Origin of the sequence: Streptomyces sp. B21-083 (assembly GCF_036898825.1) — a bacterium.
In the GTDB taxonomy this organism is placed as follows: Bacteria; Actinomycetota; Actinomycetes; order Streptomycetales; family Streptomycetaceae; genus Streptomyces.
The window spans coordinates 2,278,103-2,297,347 of sequence record NZ_JARUND010000001.1; the positions used below are offsets into that span (position 1 = coordinate 2,278,103).

The window sequence follows — 19,245 nt, forward strand, 5'->3', positions numbered from 1 at the left end:
GTAGTCGCCGAGGATGCCTGCCCATCCGTAGGTGAATGCCCAGATCGCGGGCGGGATGGATGCGGCGACGAAACCGAGTCCGTCGCGGCCGAATCGTAGCCAGGCGCACGTGAATGTGGCGGCCCCGCAGATGATCCACACCCATGCCCAGCAGTGCAAGGGCGCCCAGCGGAGCAGCGAGCCGAGCCCTGCTTGGACGGGTGGTTCGAAGATGAAGCTGGCGCCGAAGCAGATTTTGCCGATGCCGAAACAGATGAGGAAGGGGCCGCGACGGCCGAGATGCCCACTGAACCAACGGGCGGCCCGGCGCCGCACTCAGACGCCCCGGACGGAGGCCCCGCCGCCGAGCGCGGACTGCGCCTTGTCGCTCACGCCGGTGGGCCGCCACAGGCCGAAGTGGGTGAGGACGCCGACCGCGAAGGCGACGAGGGACAGGATGACGGCGGTGCCGAAGTCGTAGCCGGGTCCCGGGTTGGCGAGCTCGACGAGGAAGCCGTTCAGGGTGCTGAGCGCGAGGAGGAGGACGGCCTTCACGCCGGGGTGGGTGACGTGCTTGGTGACGAGGCCGACGAGGACCGGCAGCAGTACGGAGATGGCGAGGCCCAGCCAGTAGGCCTTGTCGAGGTTGGCGTTCATGGTGTTCTCGCTTCCTGTTCGGCTAGCCAGCGCCGGACGGTCTGGTTGTGTCTGACGTCGGCGAGGGCGTTGTGCTCGCCGGACTTCTGCTGGGGGAGGTCGCTGGGATCGATGCCGAGTCGCTCGATCTCCTGGCGAAGGTCGTGGGTCCACATCGGTACACCGGGGGGAAGTCGCACCATTGGGCCCCAGAGCTGGCAGAGGGCGACATGGTCGTAGGCGCCGTAGTCGGCCCAGAGTTGCGGCTCGGGTTCGTCGGTCGCCTGGATGAAGTCGCGGACCTCGTTCGCGATGACCCACTTGGGCTTCACCCGCGTGTCCGTTGTGTCCAGCGCGCCGTCACTCTGCTGGAGGGCGTTGATCTGCGGCGGGGGTTTGTAACCGCGAAGCGGCAGGTGAGGCCACACGTTGGCCTTCAGCCACTGGTGGTTGAGGATCCTGTCCACCGGCATGTCGCTGTTGACGGCGTAGTACTCGCGTCCGTCGTCGCACACCATGCCGATGGAGATCAGCTCGATGGTGCGGCCGTCCTCCAGGAACTCCAGGTCGTAGTCGATCGCGGTCATTCGGCGGCCGGTCCAGTCACGTCGACGCTGACCTTGACGACGGCTGCCGCGATGGCCTTCTGGACGGCGGCCACCACCTCGGCTGTGTCCACCCCTGCGCCGACTAGCTTCGCGAGCGCCGTCAACGCCGCAGTCTGCCCCGCCTCGACCGCCTTCAGCTCGGCGAACTGCGCAAGCAGCACGGCGTACTTCGCGTCCTCGTACCGCAGGAACGTGCCCGCGGTCCGGGCCGGATCCGTATTGGCGGGCGCCGTCGGGCTGTTCAGCGGGTACGCCCACACCGCTTCCGCGATGTCCTTCATTTCAGCGGCGGTCAGCGTCACGTCGTTCTCCTCGGTGGTGGGTCGCGGGGCGCCCTTTTGGACCCACGCATAGAGCGGTCCGCCGGGGCATTCGGTTGCGTAGCCGTCCCGGTGGCCCTTGATCTCGTTGCCTGCGCCGTTCGCCCGCAGCAGCTCGATGCCGTCGCGGATCGCGGAGAGCATGGCGTCGGTGGGCGCGGTCAGGCCTTCGTCGCCGACCAGGCCGACGATCGCGTAGTGCGCCTTGTTCAGCGGCTGGTTGCCGTTGGCCCCGGTGCGACGGCCGATGCCCCGGCCCTCCAGCAGGAACCCGTGGGGGCAGGCCGCGTAGTTGTAGGCGACGTCGGAGTAGCCCTCGGCCACGTTGGCGAGGTGCGAGATGCGGATCGCCTTCCACTCGGCGATGCACGCCCCGTGGTCCGTGAGCAACTTGGTGCTCACCGGTGCACCCTCGTAGTGCACTTTCACACCCAAGGTCGCGGCCTGGAACGGGGCAGCCGAGACGGGCCAGCCGAGCTGGGCGCGCGTAACGAGCTGCATCAGACGCTCCTCCAGTCCTCAGCCAGGACGTCCGACACGGTCGGCGCCCAGGGAACGAACGAGCTGTCTGCCGCGCAGAGCATCAGGTACGGCCGGAACCTGCACACCGTGCCCTGTGAGATGCCTGTGGCCTCGGCGGTGTTGGCGTTGATCGGGATGCCGTCCGGATAGCCCTTCTGATGCACCACGAACTGACCGCCTGCGTTCCAGCCTTCGCGGGCGAGGCGCCCGCCCTCCTTGAGCGCCCTCAGCGCATCGCTGAAGTCCATCAGTGCCTCCAGGGCATGAAAAAGCCCCGGCCAGGCGGCGCGGGGGTGCGGAGTGGAGCGGTGGCCTCAGAGTTCCGAGACAGGCACGGCGGTCAGTTCGATCCGGTCATACGGCCCCCAGTCGCCGGTCTCGTACAGCAGGCCCACCATGTCCGGGGTGAGCATCGCCATCGAGGAGTACGCCGCGTGCAGGCCGGAGATCTTGCGGCAGGTCCACCACGTCCGGCCGGCGTCGTCGCTCCGGCGGACCGCCATCGCGACCCGCCCGTCGGGATGCTCCGGCCCCGCGTACAGGAGTGGCCCGTCGGGGACTTGGAGAAGGCTGCCGTGGACGGCTGGTGTGGTGATGCCGGCCTGGACCCGGAACGCGGACTGCAGGGTGTTGCCGCCGTCGGTGGACCAGGTGTCTGCGCGGGTGCCCGGTACGGTGCCGCCCTGGTCACGGCAGTTCGCGTACAGGCGCCCGTCGGGCAACTCGGCGATGGCGGTCTCGTTCTCGTTGATCGCACCGTTCGGGGTCGATGAGGTGTAGGCGATGCGCCAGGTGTGGCCGCCGTCGTCGCTCACCACACCGTGCGCACCCAGGTACTTGAGCTCGGCCCCGGTGTCCGTGGTGCCGGCTGCCGGGATGCGGGAGTGGTCGGCGGGAATGACCAGCCGCCCCGCACGGTCGCCCTGGGATACGGCGACGCCGCGGCCCGGTCCGGTCGCGTACCAGCGCATCCAACTGGCCTTGACCTGCGACGTGATGTCGGCGGGCGTCGTCCACGTGGCGCCGGAGTCCGTGCTGCGCTGGACATACACCTGCCGGGTCGCCAGCCCCTTCATGATGTCCGCCTCGCTGACGCTGCCCAAGTTGCCGCAGGACAGGAGCACGAGATCCCCGGATGCAGGGTCGGTGACGATGGCCGGGTTGCCGGCCGTGTTGACGCCGTGGCTGGTGACGATCGACTGCGGCCCCCACGTGAGGCCGCCGTCGGTGGAGCGACGCTGGACGATGTCGATCTCACCGGAGTCGGCGCTGCTGGCTTTGCGTCCCTCGGCCAGAGCGAGCAGCGAGCCGTCGGGCGCCAGGGTCAAGACGGGGATGCGGTACGAGGCGTAACCGAAGGAGCTGGCGGCGAACGGAACGGACGTGAAACCCACGGGGCTCCTCAGAGAAGGTCTACGGCAACGGTTCGACGGACAGTTGGCCGTCGGAGACGCGGGTGACGGCGCCGATCGTGCCCGCCGCCGACACCTGATAGGTGGGGGTGACGGTGAGGCTGGCGCCCGGGGTGAGGCCGGTCCGGATCACCCTGCGCGTCGCGTAGGTGCGCCCGCCCCATGTCGAGATGGAGTTCGTCTCGCTGCTGGCCTCCGTGAGGGCTGCCCCGGAGGCGCGCCATCCGGCCCACGCTGTCGCCGTCGAGGAGACCGTGTTGTGGACGGCCGCGCCGATACTGATCGCGATCCGCCCGGACGCGGGGATCGTCGTCGTCAGAGGCGCCCAGTTGCCCGACGCGAAGTCGGTGAACGCGCCGGTCGTGAACGAGGCCGGCATCGACACCTGGTTGCTCACCGCGGGCGCGGCCGAGAAGTAGGGGATCTGCCGCCAGCCCGCAGCGTCGTACACGTCGAGGCGCTTCTCGGCGACCAGCCACGTCATCATGCCTTCGACGGGTGCGAAGCTTCCGGCGAGGGTGGCGCCGCGTGTTGAGGCGGAAGCGAAGCGCATCACGCCGCGCGGGATGACGCCTGCCGCGAGGTCTGCGATGGCCTTCGGGATGCTGGGGGCGTCGGTCAGGGCCATCAGCGTGATGCCCTGCCCGTAGTCGTCGGTTGCCATCAGGCCTCCGGGACCGGGGTGACGCGGACTTCGTAGCGGTCTGCGTCGACGGAGGTGATGCCGGGGCGGGCGGCGATCTGGTCGCGTACCGCCTGAAGGAGTACCACCTCGTCGACGAGGTGGTACTCGTCGAGGACGGCGACCCGTACTTCGACGGCGCCTTCCTCGGACTGTCCGGTGAGTGCCACGTAGGGGTAGTCGAGGGCCATCACGCCATCCTTTCGAGCTTGATCCACGAGTCTTCGTACAAGGTCACACCGGTTCCGCCGCCTGTTTGGGCGCCCCAGTTCGCTGCGAATGTTCCGCCCGTGGTCGTGTTGACGGTGCCGCTCATGGCGACGCCGATCACCGTGGAGATGACGCCGAAGGAGCGGGAGCCGCCGTTTACGGAGGTGTCAATGGAACGCATGGTGGTGGGCAGAGCGGTCATGGCGGTGTCGCCCGCGTAGCAGACCCACGACCCGGTGGCGGAGGCGGGCACGATCCACGACCAGTTGATGTCCGAGGCTCCGTCGCCGGACCATTTCGCGAACACTTCCAGGGTGTAGCTCGCGTTCGGGGCGAGGGTCACAGACAGGTGTGGGTCGGCGGCCGGGGTCGCCGAGGTGCGCGGGCCCGTCAGGATCGTCTTGCGTTTGAACAGGCGGGTGCCGATGCCGTCCGTGTCGGCGACCATGCGGCCCCAGGCCAGCCAGTTACCGGACGAGGACTGGGTGATGGCGATGACGTCGCCGACGACCGGATTCGGGTAGAACTCCATGCGACGGCACGGGATACCGTCCGCAGTAACCGTTCCATCAGTGCCGACCACGGTGACGACGGCGAGCCGCCAGTCGCCGCCGCGCACCGTGCTCTCCTGCTCCCCGGTCCGCTTGATCTGCTGCTTCAACGCCTGCGTGAGGTCCCGGCGGACGGCCAGGGCAGGCCGTTCGATGCTCACGAGTCTTCCTTCGCGGAGATCGTGGAGATCGGGAAGTCCCCGCCGATGTCCAAGGGCACCGCGAAGGCGGCGACCTGGTGGAGTTCGCGGGTGCCGTCCTCGTGCAGCACCCGCAATACGTCCCCGACCTCCAGCGCCGGGTTCGGCAGGGACGAAAAGTTCCCGGAAGCGTTCGGCGACTTCGCCGCGGCCAACTTCAGGTTGGCGGCCTGCGTGCACGCGGCGAGCGTGATGAGGGTCGGCGAGCTGTAGAAGGTCGGGCGCCGGCCGAAGGGCCCACCCCAGTAGGTGGGGCTGTTGGTGTCGCTGTCGGTCGCCAAATATGCGACGGGAGCCACATTGTCGGCCGTGTTCTCGCCCCGCGCGAGGACGCCGTTGAACACGTTGTCGCTGGTCATGGCGCGGGTGCCGGAGACGTAGACGCCGCCCTCGGTCGCCTCGACCGCCCACGCCGGTTCGGTAGTGAGGAGGTCCGGGAGGGTGGCGATGACGAACACGCCGTCCGCGCTCGCATAGACGACGGCGCCGGCCGCCGAGGCGATCTCCTGGACGGCCGCCCACGGATCGCCTTCGGTGTCGAAGGTGCGGCGGCCGATCGTCACGTCGACGATGTCGGTGGTGACGGCAGCGTCCGGAATGGAGCGGACGACGAGCGCGGTCACGGCGCTGACGACGGTGCCGGTGGCCGTGTACGGCTCGGTGAACTTGTCGTCCGCGATGACCGCCGACAGATCCTTGCCCTGCAAGGTGACGGGGCCTTGGCCGAGGTCGCCCTCGACGGCGTCCAGGCGGAACACACCGAGCGGCACCAACTCGGAGGTGCCGTCGCCGTACTCGACGCCGCGGGCGACCCGTAGCCGCGCCCCATAGGTGGCCAGCTGGTCGTTCGGGGTGCGCGGGATGAGGGCGACGTCGCAGCCGGTCACGGTGCAGGTGCGGCGAATCGACTGGCTGCGGTCCACGGTCACCGACCCGCCCGTATGGTCGAGGTCGATGACCTGGCCCGTCGTCAGAAACAACTGCACCGTCGTGGCGACGTTGTGGGACTCGGCGAGACGCTGCAGGAAACGGGCCGACACGGAGTACACGGATCACCCCATCCGGCGGTCAAGCAGCAGATCCTCGCAGGTTGCGTACACGGGCAGCAGGTCGGCGCAGGTCGCGAACTCGGCTATCACGTCCTGCCAGGTGCGGCCACCGGACCCGGCGACCGAGACCGCTACCGGCATGTCCGCCTCGGTCAGCGGCAGCGTCCACGCCCGCCACACCTCCTGCGCGAGCTGACTGACGCGGGCCTCCGGCACCTGCGCGACGTTGACGTACATGTCGGCCACGCCCATGCCCGGGTTGGCCTGCCACAGCAGGACGTTCCCCGAATCGAGCAGCAGGTGAAGGGCTGTGCGTTCGGCGTCGCTACGCGTCCAGATCGCCAGATCGCCTTCGAGGCCCTGCCGTTTCCCGGACAGCACGACCTTGTTGCGGCGTCCGCGCACCACATACGAGGCCTGATCGATGGGTCTGTTCCAGTCTGGGGCCCGCTGGACCATCACGCGGCAGGCCCGCTGCGGATTCCCGGGATCCTTCAGCCACGCCTCTTGGATGTCCGCCAGGAGCACCGTGACCGTCGCCGAGGTGCGGGTCGACGCGAGCGCGCCGGTGCTGTCGTAGATTTCGATGCGGTAGTAGACCGGCACCCCGATGGGCGCCTCATGGTCCTCGATGACCATCAGGTCCGAGACGATGACCTGCTGGCTGATCAGCCCGTCAGTGCTGCGTACCAGGGTCCGGGCGCCATCCGGTGCCACCCGGTACACGGTCAGCAGATAGTCGAGCGGCAACTCCCTCAGCGTCAGCTCGACGTAGCTGTTGTCGTCGGCCACAGCAACCGCAGTCTGCGGCAGCACCTGCCACAACACCACCTGGTCGAGGTGCAGGATGGAGCTCACCGCCGACGCGGTCGCCACGACCTCGACAGCGCCCTGCGTGGCGTTCGCCGGCGCCACCCCGTCCGACGGCAGCACATACCAGGACGACCCCGGAAGCCCGTAGCTGGTGCCGGTCGACGTGCCAAGGTCGACGTTCGCGGCGTCGTACCAGCGGATCCGGACCAGCGCAGACGACCACGTGCCCGCCGCCGGATGGGCCAGAACCTGAACCCGCCAGTTCAGTCCCGCCCCGCCCGGCGCCGGAAAGCGGCCCGAGCGGAGTGTGGACGCTGTCGCGGTCGCCGACGATACGGCGAGCGCGTAGGCGCCCTCGAAGAAGCTGCTGCCCCACGGTGTCGTGCGCGCGGCCGTTGCCACCCCAGACGTCACCGTCCAGCCGCCGACACCCTGCTCGACGCTGGAGTCGGCGTAGGAGAGCACCGATCCGGCCTGGAGTTTGGGTGCGACCGTCACCACGACGGTCTCCAGGCGCAGCACCTGTGCAGCACTCGCCCCGTCCAGGCCGGCCGCCACCGAGCAGGTTGCCGCGTTCGACGGGGCTGCCAGGGAGGCCCGTTGCCGGTACATGCCTGTGCCGGGTGCGGCCAGCGTCGACTTCTGGGCGGCGATCTGGCTGCCGCCCGCATCGTAGAACCGGAGCTCGATCCAGGCTGTCGACCCGGAGGTGGGCGGCTGCAAGTAGGCGTAGGCCAGGTATTCCTCGCCCGGCGTGACGGTCGGCCGGGCAACCGCCAGCACCGACGCATTGCCGGCGCCGACCACGGTCATGGCCAGGGTGTGGCCGCCAGCCAGATAGTTGTCGACAGCCCAGGTCACCACCGGAACCTGCCGGGAAATGGTGGAGTTGGCGACAACGCCCCAGCCGGTCGCGTCGACCTCGGCGCTCTCGGTGTTGAAGGCCAGCAGGTTGCCGGTCGTCCGGATCGGGAGGCCGAGGTAGACGTTCTCCCAGAACTGGTTGACCAGCCCGGCGGCCGGTGTGGACGACAGCAGCACCTGCGCCTGTGTCGCCCCCACCGGAGCCACCCCGGCCACACCAACCCGATGCCAGCTCGCTGAGGCTGCGGCCGTGACGACCGACCAGGTGATGCTGATCTCGACGCCGCCGCTGGTGAGCCAGCGGATCCCGATCCGCTCGGGAACGCTGGCACCCGCAGCGTCCGAGAACGTCTGATACAGGGTGCCTGCGGTGACCGGATACGAGGAGACGGTGCGGGCCTGGACTTCGCCCGACGCCACCGATTTGACGGTGAGGCAGCCGTCCCCGTTCCGCCCACCCGTCCCCTTGCTGAGGGTGCAGTTGAGTTTCGCCGTCCACCCAGAGGTGTTCGGGTCGACGGACTCGGTCGTCGCGGAGAGGAAATTCCCGGGGATCGACAAAGGAGCCTCCTCAAGTCGCGTTGAGTACCGAGACGAGCGCCTGGTTGTTGGAGTGGACGACCTGCTCTGCCTCGCCGCGGACAACGCCGAGGAACTCGCCGGTGTCGAGGTAGAGGTTCCCCTCGAACGAGGCGGGACCCGCCGTGGCGCCCCGCGACGCCGTCGACGTCAGGGCGTTGGCCTGCGTCGTGGTGAAGACGGGCTCCGGCCTGCCCGTGCCGTTGTATGCCAAGTTCAGCCCCGGCTGGAGGTAGCCGCCGGAGTCGTACTTCCCGGGCTGGAAGCCGTACCACGAGGGGAACAGCTTGTCGTTGTAGCCGCGGGCCCTGGGCCCGATGACGACGCCGTCACCTCCCCTCGACTCGATGTTCGTTTTCCCGAGGGTTCCGGCGGTGTGGCCAACGCCCGCATTCGTGATGCCGACCCTGAACGGGCTGTTGCCGTGGTACACCCATCCGGGCGGCGCCGTCCTCCCGGAGAACGCCCCGGTCGCCCAACGACGGTGCGGCTTTTGCCCGCGGATCACGGACTCGGCAGCCGACACCAAACCCGAACAGTCCCAACTGGGATTCCCGTTGCCGCCCCACTGATAGGGCAGCCCGTTCTGTGTTTTCGCCCAGGACAGGGCGGCCTGGATGCGCGGCCCGCCGACGCCTCCGGCGCCCTTCTTGTCGGCGTCCTTGCCGTAGCCGAACAGCGAGTTGATGATCCGGTCCGGGACCTTTCGGATCATCTTCCCGAACCCGGTACCCATGCCCGGGAACGACTTCAGCAGCGGGTCGACGATGTTCTTCACCCCGGCCCGCGCGGATGCTTCGAGGGTGTCCTTCAGCCAGTCGGCACCGTCCTTGATCTTGTTCCAGACCGCTGAACCGGCACCCGCGACCTTGTTCGCCGCACTGCCGATCCACCCGAAGATCCCACCATCCGCGAACCGCTGCACCATGCCGCCGTCGGCGTACCGCAACGACCGGTCCGTCGGCGTGGACGGGTTCCCGCCCAGCACGGGCGCGAGCGCAGCCTTCACACCCTGCGCGCCCTGCGACTTCGCCAGCCGGTTGAAGTAGCCGACGAAGCTCGCGCCGGCGCCCCGCGTGAACTCGGGCCGCATGATGGCCTCGCCGCCCGACAGGTCCAGCCTGCCGCCGGTCGGCGACACGAACTTGTGGACGTCCTTACCCGGCGTGTAGCCAGGCATGACGCCACCGTCGGCGAACTTGAACCTCGGTAGCGACGGCGCCCCGAACGCGGACGCCACCTTGTTCCAGACGCCCCGGACCCCGTTGTTGTAGACGACGTCCACCACGTACTGGACGGGCGCCTTGGCGATGCCCTTGATCCGGTCCCAGGCGATTTTGATCGCCGCCACAGCCGTGTCGAAGGAGCTCTTCAGGCTGTGGACGATGTCCTTGAACCGGTCGAAGATGGGCTTGATGCCGTGCTCGTAGGCCCACTTGCCTGCGGCGACAATGCCGTCCCAGGCAGGTTTGATGGCGCTCCTATAGAACCACGTCGCCCACTTGCCGACCGTCCTGAAGCCTTCCCCGATCGCCTGGAACACGGGCCGGAGATAGTTCTCCCACATCGCCCGGGCGCCGAACTGGATCAGCAGCCACGCGGGGCGGATCCAGTTCGTCCACAGCGACCTGGCCTTGATGCCGATCAGCGAGAACGTGGGGCTGAAAACGTCAGTCCACAGCCACTTCGCGAGAGCCCCGATCGCCTCGAAGGCAGGCTTCAGGGCGTGCTCCCACAGCCACATGCCGATCGCGCCAAGGATCTTGACGGCCGCGATAATCGGGAGGATCGCAAGGACCACAACGGCCGTCAGCAGGATCTTCGCGGCGGTCGCGATGAACCCGAACACCGGGCTGAGGATGGTCGTCCACAGCCACGACGCCCACCTGCCGACCGCCTGCAAGGCCGTCCAAATGCCAGTGAACACAGGCTTCAGAACGTTGTTCCACGCCCACATTGCGGCCGTCTGGATAGCCGCCCAGACCGCCTTCACGCCATCCCGGAACCAACTGAACCGCCGGTACAGGTAGATGACAGCCAGGACCACGGCCGCGATCGCCAGAACGATCCAGCCCCACGGCCCGGCCAGACTGATCAGGTTGAACGCCTTCATCGCGACATTGGCGATCAGCATGACGCCCGCCCACAGGCGCGTCGCGATGAACAGGCCATACAGGCCGATGACCAGCTCAGGCACATTCGTTGCCAGCGAGCTGACGCCCTGCGCAAGCGAACCGATCAGCTGCAGCAGCGGACCCGAAACCGGCTCCAACGCCTGCCCGATGTCGACCAGCGCGGTGCCGATCTTCCCGAACGCGTCCCCGAGGAGAGGGGCGTGCTTCGCCGAGTACGACAGGAAGTTCTCGAACTCCGGCGAACCCTTCAGGCTGGTGCCCCAGTCCGCGAACCGGCCCGTGATCCGCTGCATGCTGTCCGAGATGTCACCCATGTGAGGCAGGAAGGCGTCGATGACGCCCGCCATACCCTTGAAGATCCGGCCGAACGAGATCCCCAGCCCGGTGATCGCCGGGCCCACAGACCCCGCCAATTCGGTTTTGAACTGCCGCCACCACGGCGACTTGAAGCCACGCGACACCCGATCCTGAAGGCCACCAATAGCGTCCGCAGCAGCCATCACGAACGGCGTCAACCCGGGCAGGCTGTTCTTCAGGCCGACCAGGGCCCGAGTGAAAATCGGCATCACCGCGGGCTGCAGCGACGTCGACCACGCAGTGAACGCCGTCCGCAGATCGAGGAACGCGTTGTACGTCCCCCGCGCCGACGGAGTCAGCTTCGCCAACTCGGCCCGGTACTTGGCCTGCGCAATCGCCGCCTGATCCACCCCGCCGGCCGCAGACAGCGATGCCTGCTCGATCTGCCGCTGCGCCGACGCGATCGAATCCGCGCCCGACTGCTGAGCCTGCGTCACACGCTCCTGAGCGCGGGCGATCGTCTCCGCGCCCTGCCGCTGCGTCTCCGCAACGTTCTTCTGCGCATCCGCGAGCTTCGACTGCGCGTCGGTGATCGACCGAGCGTTCTGGATCTGCGTCTTCGTGGAGTTCTGCTGCGCATCGGCCAGCGCCGTCGTCTTGTCGGTGACGTCCTGCTGCGCCGCAGCCAGCTGCTCCTGCGCCGACTTGACCGTGGCCGAGCCCGAGACGCCCGCCTTGTTCGCGGCAGCCGTCTCCGCCGCCAAGTCCTTCGTCTCGGCCTTCTGCTCCTTCAGCCGCTGAACAGCCTGGTCGTACCCGAGGATGGCTTTCTGCTTGTCCAGCTCCGTCGCCGTCGCCGACTTGAGGACCTTGTCGCGCTCGATCGTGGCCTCTTTGAGGGCGATCTCCGCATCCCGCTGCGACAACGTGCTGTCCGTCAGTCGATTGTTGAGATCCTCCAGCTGCTGCGCAGCCTCCCGGCGGGCCGCCACCAAATCCAGCTGCGCCTGACGTGCCGACTTCTGCGCCTGCGCGAGATCCCGCTCAGCACGCGACACCTCAGCGTTCGCCTGCTGCATCCGCTCCGCAGCCTGCACGTAGGCGTCCGCGAGCGCCTGCCGGGCAGACTTCACCTGCCCTGCGGCACGCTCATTGCTCTGCGCGGCCTGCCGGACAGCATCCGACACACCCCGCTCCGCATCAGCGATCTGCCGGGCCGCATTCCGCTGCGCCGACGCCAACGCCTGCTGCGCACCAGCCATCTGCAGCGCCTTCGACGCACCCTGACCTGCTGCCTGGCCGCCCTGGTAGGTGGCGTTCGTCGCCGCATCCTGGGCAGCCTTCTGCGCCGTCAGCGCCTTGCTGATGCCACGGACCGCAGGCACCGCCACCAGCGCGATCGCGCCCACACCAACGGCAGCGGCCACACCGGCAGCCGCGATCGCACCCAATCCGGCAGCGACCACCGGCAGGACCGGGATGATCGCCGGACCGAACGCGATCGCCGACGTCACCAGCAGGCCCATGCCCGACCGGGCCGCCGACGTGTCTACATCGACCCGAGCCGTCTGACCATCCAGCCGGTTAACCTGCGCCTGGAACGCCGCCAACTGAGCTGAAGCCGCGCCGGCGTCCACACGGACCGCGACATCGGCGTCCTGCGACGACAACCTCGCCAGGCGGGTCTGAATCTCCGTGATGCGGGCCAACGCGGTGCCAGCATCGATATCAACGCCGATGCGGGCATCCCGCAGCGCCGAAAGCTGTGCCCTCAGACGGGCGATCTCCACCTGCGCCGGCGTGGTGTCCGCGCCGATGTTGACGTTCGGCAGCGACGCCTCAGCCTGCTGCACCGCCGCCCGCAACCGGGCACCCAGACCACCGTCAGTCTCGATCCGGATCCGGGTAGGGTCCGCCGTGAGCTCGTCGATCTGCGCCTGCAGCGCCTGCAGTTGCGCGATAGCCCGGGCGGTGTCGGCGCGCACCGTGACGTTCGGGTGAGACGCCCCGATCCGGCGCAGCCGCTCCTCGATGTCCGCAGCCTGCGCGCGGGCCGTCTCGGCGTCGATGTCGATGCCGACGGTCTTGTTCGACAGAGCTTCCATGCGGGCCCGCAGCCGCGCCAGGTCCGCGTCGATGCCCGTGTCGGACAACCGCACGTCCAGCTTGGGCATGCTGCGGAACGCTTCCTGCAACTTCGCCCGAAGGCTCCGTGCGAACGCCCCACCGGTCTCCTCGCCCTGACGGGTCGCCGCAGGTCGGGCCTGCTGGCCGCCCTGCGTGATCCCGCTCGACAGAGAGCTTCGGATCGATGCCGTGATTCGGGCCGCGATCTGCTGGCCGATCTGCTGGCCGATGCGCTGCCCGATCGAGTTCGAGATCGACGAAGTCATGGCCGGACCGAACGCCCGACCAGCCGCGTTCCCCGCGTCCTGTCCGGCGCGCGTTGCGGCCGGAACCAGGGCACCCCTGAGGCGGTTGTAGATCCCCTGAGTGTTGGGGACGACATCAACCTCGACCGAGCCGACAGAGATAGCGGGCACCGGGAGCCTCCTCCCGGCGCCCCTACGTGGCGCCCCCTTGCAGCAGCTTCAGCAGAGTGTCCGCAGACTTCTCGGTCAACTGCGCCTTCGTCTTCGCCTTCTTGGCGCCCGCGCCAGGCCGACGCATCGGCTCAGGAGCATCCGGGCGATCAGACTTCTTCTCGATGTTGGCGCACAGAAGCACCCACTCGACCCGCCGGATCGCATCCACGGCCGAAGCGAGAAGCTGCTCTTCCTGCGACCAGCGGCCCTTCTCCGGCTCCCCCGACTCCGCCTGCTTCGCCAACTCCTCAGCCGTCATTGCGTTCCGCAGGGCCGTCCAGGTCGCGGACTCCGACGGCAGATGCTGGATCAGCACCCGCAGCCGCCGCGACGACAACTCCCCGCGGTGAAACGCGCCGATCTGGTCGGCGTCACGCGGGTAGTAGCGGGCCAGATCCGCTTCTAGCGCCTCCGCGTGCGCCTCGACGACGGAGCGGGTCCACGCGATTTCCCCAGGCTCTCACCCGACTGCGAGGCCGCATCCGTCACGAAATCCGAGAACTCGCTGTTCGTCGGATCGATGTCGAAATACACATCCAGATCGTCAGGGTGGAAGACCAGTTCGGCGAACTCGTCGAACTGGCCCGCGTTCAGCAGCCGGTGCCACGACTGCCGCCACGCCCCCGGAGGGATGATCCGCAGCTCCTCGCCGCACAATTCGGCCGTCACATGCTTGTTGACAGCCTCGTCCTCCTGAGCTTCCGCCTCGGTGACGTCCGGCTCGTCGTACTCCTCGACCGGCTCGACAGCGCGGGTTGCCGGGCGGCTGGCCGCCCTGGACGCACTGCGGGGCTTGCGGCTGCTGGCTGCGGTCTTACGCGGGGTTGTGGCCACGGCGCGGGCCTCCTTCTCGTCATGGCGCGGGCAGAAGACAAAGGTGGGTGGACCGGGCCCGCGCCGACGGATATCGGCCCACCCACCAGCTCAAGTGGGTCAGGACCCCGTGTACGCGTCCGTCGCCGGGACCCGGTCCGCGTGGTAGACGGTGTTGCCGGACTCGTCCGGGTAGGCGGTGATCGTCCACTCGTAGCCTGCGACGGAATCCTGCTTGTGGGCCACGTCCGAACGCTCCGTGATCTCCCCCTCCGGCACGAAAAAGCCGCGCTGGAAGTCGCCATCGAAGACCGCGAACCAGAACGACCGACGATCCGGCGTCGGCGACGCGGTCTCCGCGAACGTCGTCAGACCCGACACCGGCGCCAGATCCACCACCGGAATCCGGTACTGCAGAGACTGCACCGTCGTCCGGCCCGTCTCCCACACCGTCAGCTTGAACGTCCGCAGGCTCGACGTGATCGTGGTCCGGATCGGCGACGTGAAACCCCACGGCGTGAACGACTGCGAGTCCTCCGAGAAGCCCTGAGTGAGACCGTCCTCGCTCACGGCGCCAAGCGGCAGCCACGGCGACAGCGGCTGCACCGCCGGATCCCCCGGCGAGGTAGTACCCAGCGGCGCCTCCCAGCCGGCGCCATTCGCGCCGACCTCCAGCAGATCCGCAGCGCGGGTGATGTTGACCATGATGACTCCAGACATGGAAGAGCCCGCGCACGGGCGGGAACACAGGACCGGCGCGGGCCCGAACGGTCAAGAGACCGGGTGACTGTAGATCTCGTAGGTGGCCCCGACGCGTCGCAGGGCGGTGTTCTCGTAGTCGCGTTGGGCAGGCGGGGTGATCGTGCCGATACGGCAGAACACGGCGTTGTCCGTGACGGTGCCCCGCAACTCGGCCAGGAGCAGGCCGCGGACCGTCGCCGACAGGGCGATCGCCGCCGGCCGGGTCGCCGCATACACGTCGATGTCGACGAAAGCCCGGTCGAGCCGAATCCCGTCATCGCCGCCAGCCGGGATGCGCTGCACCTGCACGGTCGGCAGCTCGTTGAGGAGGTTGTTGTCCAGTTCGTCACGGACGGCGACGCTGGAGTCGAGGCGGGCGCGCAGCCACACCATGACCTCCAACTCGACATCCACCGATCCGACGTCCGCCATCAGTTCCGCCCGCCGATCTGCGCGGCCCGCAGCAGCACGTGATGAGCGCGCACCTTCTCGGTGCCGTACTCCACCCAGCGTGCGTAGTAGGCGGTGTTGCGGACGGTGGCCGTAGCCCGGTCCCGGTGACGGCCGCCGCGCGACGTACTGGACGTCCCCCAGGACCGCTGATAATGGCCGGGATCAGGGCTGTTCTGGTCGACCGGGGAGATCACCTCCGCCACCCCCTTGATGACCTCGGCGCGGCGCAGCATCTCCGCCTGCATCGACGGCATCCGCAGCATCTGCCCGACACCCTTACGTTTCATCTTGAACCGGGCCGCCATCACCTCTCCGAAATCTGCGAGTCAGCCAGTAACCCGGTCAGCGGCGAACTGGATCGGGCCGCGAGTACCGGTGAACGGAGACCGGCCCCAGTCGCCGGGCTCGCCCGTGATCTGACACTTCACGCCCCGAACCATGACCTGATCAGTCGTCCGCAACGGCTGGCCCGCCGGGGCGTACACGGTCCAGCCGACGATGACCGTGTCCCTGTCCTGCTGCTGGCTCCCACCGACCTGCGGCGTCTCAGCCCGCGGGGTCACCGCACAACCCTTCAAGTCGAACGACTGATCCGGGCCGGGAAGAGGCTGGCCGCGCGGATCCTTCCCCGGCGAAGCGCCGGTCCGGATGATCCGCACGGTCTCCCCGAACGGGTAGGGGGCGGGCATCAGAGGTACCCCCACCCGGGCTCGAACTCGTCCGGGAACCCGGCATCATCGATCGGCCACGTCGGTGACGGATCCGCTGTTGCCGGAGTCGGGTCCACGGTGAACGCGCCGCCGCGGCCCGCCAGCGACTTGAGGGCCGACTTGTCGGCCTTCGTCAGATACAGGCCGCCCGAACCGGTCGGGCGCTGCACCGACATGGGGCCGATCGTCTCGTAAGCCACCTGCTGCGGATTCACATAGGCGCGTCCCGCCACCGACAGAACCACCGCATCCGCACCTTCAGGCAGCGGTGTGACGACGGTCTGGCACAGCGAGATCGCCTTGTTGACCAGGAAGTCGGCCCGGTTCCCGTCGATCTCATCCAGGGCGAGGAAAAGACCGAGCTCTTCGGCCGTGGGCGGGATGAACGGCACCGCGCACCCCCTATGCGGCCAGGCCCTCTACGGCATCGCACCAGGCGGACAGTTCGGCAGTCGGGTCGAGTTCCGCGCTGCGGGCCTTGGCCCGCTTCGACGCAAGCCGGTACTCGGACGCCGTCCCGAGCTTGCGGATCACCGCCTCGTATCCGTCGAGATCCTCCCGTTCCACGAAGATCCCACCCTCGGTCAGCGACTCACACAGCCCCGGCGTCGGATGAGCAACCACCGGGATACCGCTCGCGAGCGCCTCGCAGCCGGCACGGCCCCACGACTCGTACAGGGACGGCATCAGCAGCACGCGGGTGCGGGCATACACCTGCTCCCGCATGTCGTGCCCGGAGACGTGCTCGACCTCCAGGACGTTGGGGAGATCCGAGTAGTCGGTCTGCTCGCCGTAGGATCCCTTCACCGCCATGAACTTGACGTCGGGCATGCGCTTGGCCAGCTTGTGGAACAGCAGACCGCCCTTGTCCGGGTTGGTGTTGACCAGCGTCACCCGGTCGCCGGGCTTCGTCGCATACTCGGCGGCGAACACCGGCGGGCGCACCACGATCGACGCGCCCGGGCGGATGCTCTTCGGATGGTCCACGAAGTGGAGTTCCGCCTCACGGGCCATCCACTGCGAGTTGAAGACCGCCAGCGACGTGCCGCCCGACGCCATGTCCCGGAACGTGGGCAGGAACGTGTTGTGGCAGATCGCCACGAACGGCTTCCCGTACCCGCGGGCCAGAGCAGCGGTCGGCGGCACATTTTCCAGATGCGACACGAGAACGCCCGCCCGGCGGACCGCCGACGCGAAGTCGAGCCGCGACTCCAGCGGCACCACCTTCACGCCGTCCAGGTCATACGGCTCATGGTCCTCGCCGTAGCGCGACAGCCACACCGTGACCTCATGCCCGCGCTCGACAAGAGCCCGGAACATCGACCACGCCATCCACTCCGCCCCCGCATTGTGCCGGGGCGGCGCAGCGTGCAGCCGGGCCACGACCTGCATCACTCGGCCGCTCCTGCTGCCGTCGCGGGCCTCGGTCACGAAGAACTGCCCGCCGTGCCGGTGTACTTGACGAAAGCCTGCGCGTCGCCCTGCACGTAGCCGTAGAACGCCTCCGCGAGGATGAGCACCAGGTTCTCCTGGAACGCCGAGTGGACGCCGCCGTCCTCGTCGACGTAGGTGGCCTCCTTGGAGATCCGCACGGTGATGTCCATGCCGACGCCGTAAGCCGCCTGCGACCAGTCACCGCCGATCGCGCGCAGGCCAGTGTCCGACGACGTGGACTGCCGGCGCTGCTTGCCCGACACGCTCCGCGAGTAGGCGAGCGGCTCACCGATCAGCGTGCCCGCCGACGCCATCTGCGTACCCGGCACCGTCGTGTCGACCAGGATCGGCCGGCCCGTCGTGTCCGTCGCCAGCAGGAGGCGCGGCTTCAGCCGGTGGTCGGCGACCGTGCCCGTGTAGTCCCAGTCGTCGTTGATGACCAGGCCCATGCCGTTGACGAAGTCCGCCCACACGCCGCCCGTGCCCTGCGACGCCGTACCGAGCGCCACCGAGTTGGTGGTCTCCGCCAGGTAGTCGTCGAACGGGCCGGCCGCGCCCTTCATGGTGAGGCCGTGGATCGCCGCGTGGTCGAAGGCGCGGGCGAACGCTGTCGGCAGGTCGCGCTGCAGCTGCTCGTACAGGCCGCCCGCGTTGGTCATCGCGACCTCTTCGGCGACCGGGATGAGCACGGCGAGCTTCTTCGCCGTCATCTGCTTGATGCCGACCGAAGACGTCGACAGGGGCTTCTTCGCCGCCTGCCCGACCCAGTCCGCGACCGGAACGTCCATCGGGATCGGCACTGACGTCGTCGCGTCGATCGCCAGCGGCGCCGGCCGGGCCAGCGCCATCACCGCGGACTGCTCGACAGACTTCTCGAAGATGGGGGCGGTGATGGTGCGCGGCAGGAGTGCCGCATTCACATCGGAGAGCTTGAGCGGGGCCGTGGCCACCATGATTGCCTGCTTTCAGCGGCTACTTCAGCCGCGCCTGAAGGAACCCGGCGAACTCATCAGCCGGGGTGAGAGGGCGTGTCTTGTTGGCGCCGGACGCCTGAGTGCGATCCGGTGCAGGACGCCGCGGGCCCTCCAGGGGCTGAGCCTTCGCCCAGTGCGGCTTGCGCTCCAAAAGCGCCTGAAGGTCGACCTCGATGGCCGCCTCGTCGATGTCGCCGTCGCCGTCGATGTACGAGTTGAGATCCAGCGCGCCAACCGCGTCCTCCGGGTCGGCGAAGGCCGCCCGGTCGTCCGCCGAAGACCCGGCGATCGCCTGGACGCGAGCCTTCACCAGGCGCTCCCGCGTCGCCGCGATCTGCGCGTTGGCCCGCTCCAGTTGATCGTTGAGGCGTTCGGACTCCGACTTCTCGGAGTCCTTGATGGCCTGCAGTTCCGCAGCCTTCGGCTCCAGCTCCTTCAGGCGCTTGCGGAGGTTTGCAGCCTCCGAGTTCGCCTTCCGGATCTTCGCTTCGGCCTGCTTCCGGTCGAACGGCTTCTCCTCGGCTCCGGTGTCCGCCTCCTGGGCGTCTTCCGTGGCCTCGGTGCCGTCCTGCCCCTCGGTCGCCGTCTCCTCGACGGTCTCCTCGGTGCCGGCCTCCTGCTGCTCGCTGGTCTGCTCGTTCTCTTCGGGCATGACGAATCGGCCCTCCAGGGGCTGTG

Annotated in this window: 21 protein-coding genes; all 21 read right to left on the reverse strand. The window is 68.5% G+C overall.

Annotated features, from left to right (window positions below):
• Positions 1-315: 315 nt before the first annotated feature.
• Positions 316-636 carry a hypothetical protein gene (locus QA861_RS09995; protein ID WP_334587875.1) on the reverse strand — a complete coding sequence of 107 codons (321 nt, stop codon included), beginning with the start codon at positions 634-636 and terminating at the stop codon, positions 316-318.
• Positions 633-1,202, reverse strand: a complete 570-nt coding sequence (locus QA861_RS10000; protein ID WP_334587876.1) for a 3'-5' exoribonuclease domain-containing protein — start codon at positions 1,200-1,202, stop codon at positions 633-635. The genes QA861_RS09995 and QA861_RS10000 overlap by 4 nt, the downstream gene beginning before the upstream one ends.
• Positions 1,199-2,044, reverse strand: coding sequence for a peptidoglycan recognition protein family protein (locus tag QA861_RS10005; RefSeq protein WP_334587877.1), 846 nt, complete (start codon positions 2,042-2,044; stop codon positions 1,199-1,201). Before QA861_RS10005 ends, QA861_RS10000 begins: the two co-directional genes overlap by 4 nt.
• Positions 2,044-2,313 carry a DUF2829 domain-containing protein gene (locus QA861_RS10010; protein ID WP_334587878.1) on the reverse strand — a complete coding sequence of 90 codons (270 nt, stop codon included), beginning with the start codon at positions 2,311-2,313 and terminating at the stop codon, positions 2,044-2,046. Before QA861_RS10010 ends, QA861_RS10005 begins: the two co-directional genes overlap by 1 nt.
• Positions 2,314-2,379: 66 nt before the next feature.
• Positions 2,380-3,459, reverse strand: a complete 1,080-nt coding sequence (locus QA861_RS10015) for a sialidase family protein (RefSeq protein WP_334587879.1) — start codon at positions 3,457-3,459, stop codon at positions 2,380-2,382.
• 19 nt (positions 3,460-3,478) lie between these two features.
• Entirely contained in the window at positions 3,479-4,141 is a 663-nt protein-coding gene (locus QA861_RS10020; RefSeq protein ID WP_334587880.1) for a hypothetical protein, read from the reverse strand.
• Positions 4,141-4,350 (reverse strand): hypothetical protein, encoded by a 210-nt coding sequence (locus QA861_RS10025; protein ID WP_334587881.1) that lies wholly within the window; start codon positions 4,348-4,350, stop codon positions 4,141-4,143. The genes QA861_RS10020 and QA861_RS10025 overlap by 1 nt, the downstream gene beginning before the upstream one ends.
• Positions 4,350-5,081, reverse strand: coding sequence for a hypothetical protein (locus QA861_RS10030; protein ID WP_334587882.1), 732 nt, complete (start codon positions 5,079-5,081; stop codon positions 4,350-4,352). Before QA861_RS10030 ends, QA861_RS10025 begins: the two co-directional genes overlap by 1 nt.
• Complete coding sequence (locus QA861_RS10035; protein ID WP_334587883.1) at positions 5,078-6,169, reverse strand: DUF5047 domain-containing protein; 1,092 nt, start codon at positions 6,167-6,169, stop codon at positions 5,078-5,080. Before QA861_RS10035 ends, QA861_RS10030 begins: the two co-directional genes overlap by 4 nt.
• 3 nt (positions 6,170-6,172) lie before the next feature.
• On the reverse strand, positions 6,173-8,407 hold the full coding sequence (locus QA861_RS10040) for a hypothetical protein (RefSeq protein ID WP_334587884.1): 2,235 nt from the start codon (positions 8,405-8,407) through the stop codon (positions 6,173-6,175).
• A gap of 10 nt (positions 8,408-8,417) precedes the next feature.
• Entirely contained in the window at positions 8,418-13,400 is a 4,983-nt protein-coding gene (locus QA861_RS10045) for a hypothetical protein (RefSeq protein WP_334587885.1), read from the reverse strand.
• Positions 13,401-13,422: 22 nt separating this feature from the next.
• Positions 13,423-13,779, reverse strand: coding sequence for a hypothetical protein (locus tag QA861_RS10050; RefSeq protein ID WP_334587886.1), 357 nt, complete (start codon positions 13,777-13,779; stop codon positions 13,423-13,425).
• A gap of 65 nt (positions 13,780-13,844) precedes the next feature.
• On the reverse strand, positions 13,845-14,276 hold the full coding sequence (locus QA861_RS10055) for a hypothetical protein (protein WP_334587887.1): 432 nt from the start codon (positions 14,274-14,276) through the stop codon (positions 13,845-13,847).
• A 99-nt stretch (positions 14,277-14,375) separates the two neighbouring features.
• Positions 14,376-14,960, reverse strand: a complete 585-nt coding sequence (locus QA861_RS10060; protein ID WP_334587888.1) for a phage tail tube protein — start codon at positions 14,958-14,960, stop codon at positions 14,376-14,378.
• Positions 14,961-15,026: 66 nt separating this feature from the next.
• Complete coding sequence (locus QA861_RS10065) at positions 15,027-15,428, reverse strand: phage tail termination protein (protein WP_334587889.1); 402 nt, start codon at positions 15,426-15,428, stop codon at positions 15,027-15,029.
• Entirely contained in the window at positions 15,428-15,736 is a 309-nt protein-coding gene (locus QA861_RS10070) for an HK97 gp10 family phage protein (protein WP_334587890.1), read from the reverse strand. The genes QA861_RS10065 and QA861_RS10070 overlap by 1 nt, the downstream gene beginning before the upstream one ends.
• Positions 15,737-15,775: 39 nt before the next feature.
• The gene (locus QA861_RS10075; RefSeq protein WP_334587891.1) at positions 15,776-16,012 is read right to left on the reverse strand and encodes a hypothetical protein; all 237 of its coding nucleotides are present in this window, start codon (positions 16,010-16,012) and stop codon (positions 15,776-15,778) included.
• A gap of 125 nt (positions 16,013-16,137) precedes the next feature.
• Complete coding sequence (locus QA861_RS10080) at positions 16,138-16,551, reverse strand: hypothetical protein (protein WP_334587892.1); 414 nt, start codon at positions 16,549-16,551, stop codon at positions 16,138-16,140.
• Between the two features lie 10 nt (positions 16,552-16,561).
• Entirely contained in the window at positions 16,562-17,590 is a 1,029-nt protein-coding gene (locus tag QA861_RS10085) for a glycosyltransferase family 4 protein (RefSeq protein ID WP_334587893.1), read from the reverse strand.
• Positions 17,587-18,546, reverse strand: coding sequence for a phage major capsid protein (locus QA861_RS10090; RefSeq protein ID WP_334587894.1), 960 nt, complete (start codon positions 18,544-18,546; stop codon positions 17,587-17,589). The genes QA861_RS10085 and QA861_RS10090 overlap by 4 nt, the downstream gene beginning before the upstream one ends.
• 19 nt (positions 18,547-18,565) lie before the next feature.
• A complete protein-coding gene (locus QA861_RS10095; protein ID WP_334587895.1) occupies positions 18,566-19,219 on the reverse strand; it encodes a hypothetical protein in 654 nt (217 codons plus the stop codon).
• Positions 19,220-19,245 lie beyond the last annotated feature (26 nt).